The organism is Thiorhodococcus minor, from assembly GCF_010820565.1.
Classification (GTDB): Bacteria; Pseudomonadota; Gammaproteobacteria; order Chromatiales; family Chromatiaceae; genus Thiorhodococcus; species Thiorhodococcus minor.
Window position 1 is genome coordinate 1 of record NZ_JAAIJQ010000194.1, and the last position, 2966, is coordinate 2966.

A 2966-nucleotide genomic window follows, 5' to 3' on the forward strand; every position below is an offset into this window, starting at 1 on the left:
ACCGCCGGGAAACCAGGCGGCAAACAGAGAACACCAACTTCGGCCTAAACGGCGGCAAGGACCCGGCTTACTCTCCGTGCGGCCTGGCAAGGCCGCGTGTTCTAGCAGGCGTGACTCCCGCCTGGGTAATCGCGGGAGCGGGGCGAGGGTCAGGTCTCCCATCGCCCATGAGTGCCTTGCGCGCTGCCTCTTAGGGGGAACTGTCGCCGGACGGGGTCTGTATCCGTCCTAATGTCTTTGGGTGAGTTCGGAGGCGTTGGGGCGCAAACATCCGGGTGTTACGTCCCGCAGTAAACCGGATTCTTCATCCTCTTTCGTCCCAAGATCGCTGAGGGGGTCTTGGCGAGACGCCCCGCCATGAATGCGAGACAGGACCACCAAGAAAAGAGGCCGGGACACCTCTGGTAGAGTGGGATTTGCGACGATCCGCCGCCCCACCAGAGGGCACCGGCCATGCCTGTGATCCTGCCAGGGATCTTGTCCCTGGAGCAACACCTCGCCGAGCTGCGATTGAATCCTGAGCACTACCGACCTGCGCGCTGTCCGCACTGCGGCCGGGCCGGGCTCGGCGGCCATGGTCACTACGCGCGCAAGGCCGACCGCGAAGGCGGTGGGCGGCTGAATCCGATCCCGATTCCACGCTTTTGCTGCGCGGGCTGCCGTCGCACCTGCTCGGTGCTGCCGCAGTGTCTGGCGCCGCGGCGCTGGTATGGGTGGGCGCTACAGCAGGTGGTCCTGGTGGGCCTGTTGGCCGGCACGTCGGCGCGTGCGCTGAGCCGGGGGTGTCTGCCGGGACGACGCACGATCGGGCGATGGTGGCGGCGCTGGCAGGCGCAGTTCGCGGTGCAAGGGGAAAAGGGGGCCGGGTGACCGCGGGTGATTGCTCACCCGCGGTTCCCACAGATCCGGACGTGCCCAATTCGGGCATCCGGCTCCTCAGCTTAAACATTCGCTACGTGGCATAGATGCTGTGCACGACCCGCGCGGGCGGGAGGGGATGGCGCTTGAGCAAACGCTTGAACGCCGGCCAGTCCAGCTGCGTGGCATGGGAGCGGCGATTGAGCCACTTGCGCCAGCGTCGCTGGACCTCGAAGCGTAGCCGCGAGAGTGCTCGGGAGTTTCCAGTGATGCCGTAGTAGGCATCATGACCCTTGAGCTTGCGACTGAGTGCCTGCTGCTGCTCGGCCACCGGACGGTGACGGTTGAGCCGACACCACTGTCCGATTTGCCGCAGCGCACGACCGAAACGCGACTTGGCCGTTTTGCGTTGCACCACCCAGCGCCCCTTCCGGGAGCGCCACCAGTAGTGGGTGAAGCCGAGGAGATCGAAGCTGCGCTCCCGTTGGGAGGCGCGCTCCTCGCTGACCGGTGATGGACGACGAAAGTCCACCAGGCGGGTCTTCTCGGGGTGGAGTGTCAGCCCGAAGCGCGCGAAGCGCTTGGGCAGCACCTCCATGACCCGCCGTGCGTCGTCTTCCCGCTGGAAGGCCAGCAGCCCATCGTCGGCGAAGCGGACCATGAAGGCCCGCCCCTGTAGACGCGGCTTGACCGTCTGCTCGAACCAGTGGTCGAGCACCTCATGCAGATAGACATTCGACACCAGCGGGCTGATCACGCCCCCTTGCGGGCTGCCCCGCTCGGGATAGCTGATTGCCCCATCCTCCATGATCCCGGCTTGCATCCATTTGCCCAGCGCGCGACGGATTACGCCGTCACGTACCCGTTGGTCGAGAAAGGCATTGAGGTGTGTCTTCTCCATGCTGTCGAAGAAGGCGCGGATGTCGAGGTCGATTACCCAGCCGCCGCCGATGTCCATCAGCCCCTTCCAGAGCGCGTCGAGCGCTTGATGCGCGCTACGCCCCGGGCGGAAACCATAGGAGCAGTCCAGAAAGTCCTGCTCGTACACCGGCTCCAGCACCATCAGCACCGCCCGTTGGAGCACTTTGTCCTCCAAGGTGGGAATGCCGATGGGCCGGGTCGCGTTCTTCGCCCCAGCCTTGGGGATGTGCACGCGCCTGACCGGCGGCGCCCGGTAGCGCCCGCTCTTGAACCGTTCGAGCAGGTCGCTCAGGTTCTCGTGCAAGCGTTGCTCGTACGTCTCGGCCGTGACGCCGTCCACTCCGACGGCGCCATCCTTGCGCGTGCGCCGATACGCTTCCTCCATCCACATCAGGTCGATGTGGTGCGCCAGCGTCAGCAGCACCCTCTCTGGTGCCTCTCTCGCCAATTGCGCGATCGCCTGTTGTCGCGTTGAGATGATTTCGCGATCCAATGCCCGCGTCATCTGTCCCTCCAGACGTGTGTTTAGACTGGTCGGCCGCTTCCCTCGGATGGGTCCTCTCGGGTGAGTTCCCCATCGTCTTCAGTACTATCAGCCGACTCCGACGACTCAGCCGCCGTCGCGCCGCACTTCGTTGCCTTCGCTTGGCGCTACCTTGTCTGTGGTCCTGTTCGCAGCCGTCAGTCGGACCACTCCGACGGCGATCTGGGCGGCTTCTTACGCGGCGCCCGCACCGCGTCTGCGACAAGGAACGACTGAGCCCTCCCAGGTTCCTGGATGACCCTTGCGTGCATGCCCTGCTCACCGACCCCGGCGGACCACCTGCATCAAGCGCTACAATGCAGCTGATGTTGCCTTCCGCCATCTGTACAGCGTCGGCTCCGCATCTGAATCTTTCGAGGCTCAATCACACGGCCTGCACGCCCCTGTGTACGCTTCGCAGCTGGGATCGCTCCCAGTCCACGCAACACTCGGTTCCGGTGGGTCGCTAGCCCTTACCGGTTCGGGACTTTCACCCGACGGGTCACTACGAAAAGTTTCTGAAGACCACAGTCCTTCGCGTCTTCGTCCCCCTTTCCCAGGCTTTGCCTGGCGCAAACAGATTTATTTAGTGCCTGAACGAAAACCCCGTTCAATTCAGTGGCACACTCTGCCCTGGAATTAAACGAGGCAGGATCGACTTCGA

At 64.2% G+C, this 2966-nt stretch carries 2 protein-coding genes; one reads left to right on the forward strand and one right to left on the reverse strand.

Features of this window, described 5'->3' with window-relative positions:
- Positions 1-453: 453 nt before the first annotated feature.
- A complete protein-coding gene (locus G3446_RS26135) occupies positions 454-870 on the forward strand; it encodes a DUF6431 domain-containing protein (protein ID WP_164456589.1) in 417 nt (138 codons plus the stop codon).
- 82 nt (positions 871-952) lie between these two features.
- Here G3446_RS26135 and ltrA read toward each other — a convergent pair whose 3' ends face one another.
- Positions 953-2284, reverse strand: coding sequence for a group II intron reverse transcriptase/maturase (gene ltrA, locus G3446_RS26140; RefSeq protein WP_164456590.1), 1332 nt, complete (start codon positions 2282-2284; stop codon positions 953-955).
- Positions 2285-2966: the final 682 nt, after the last annotated feature.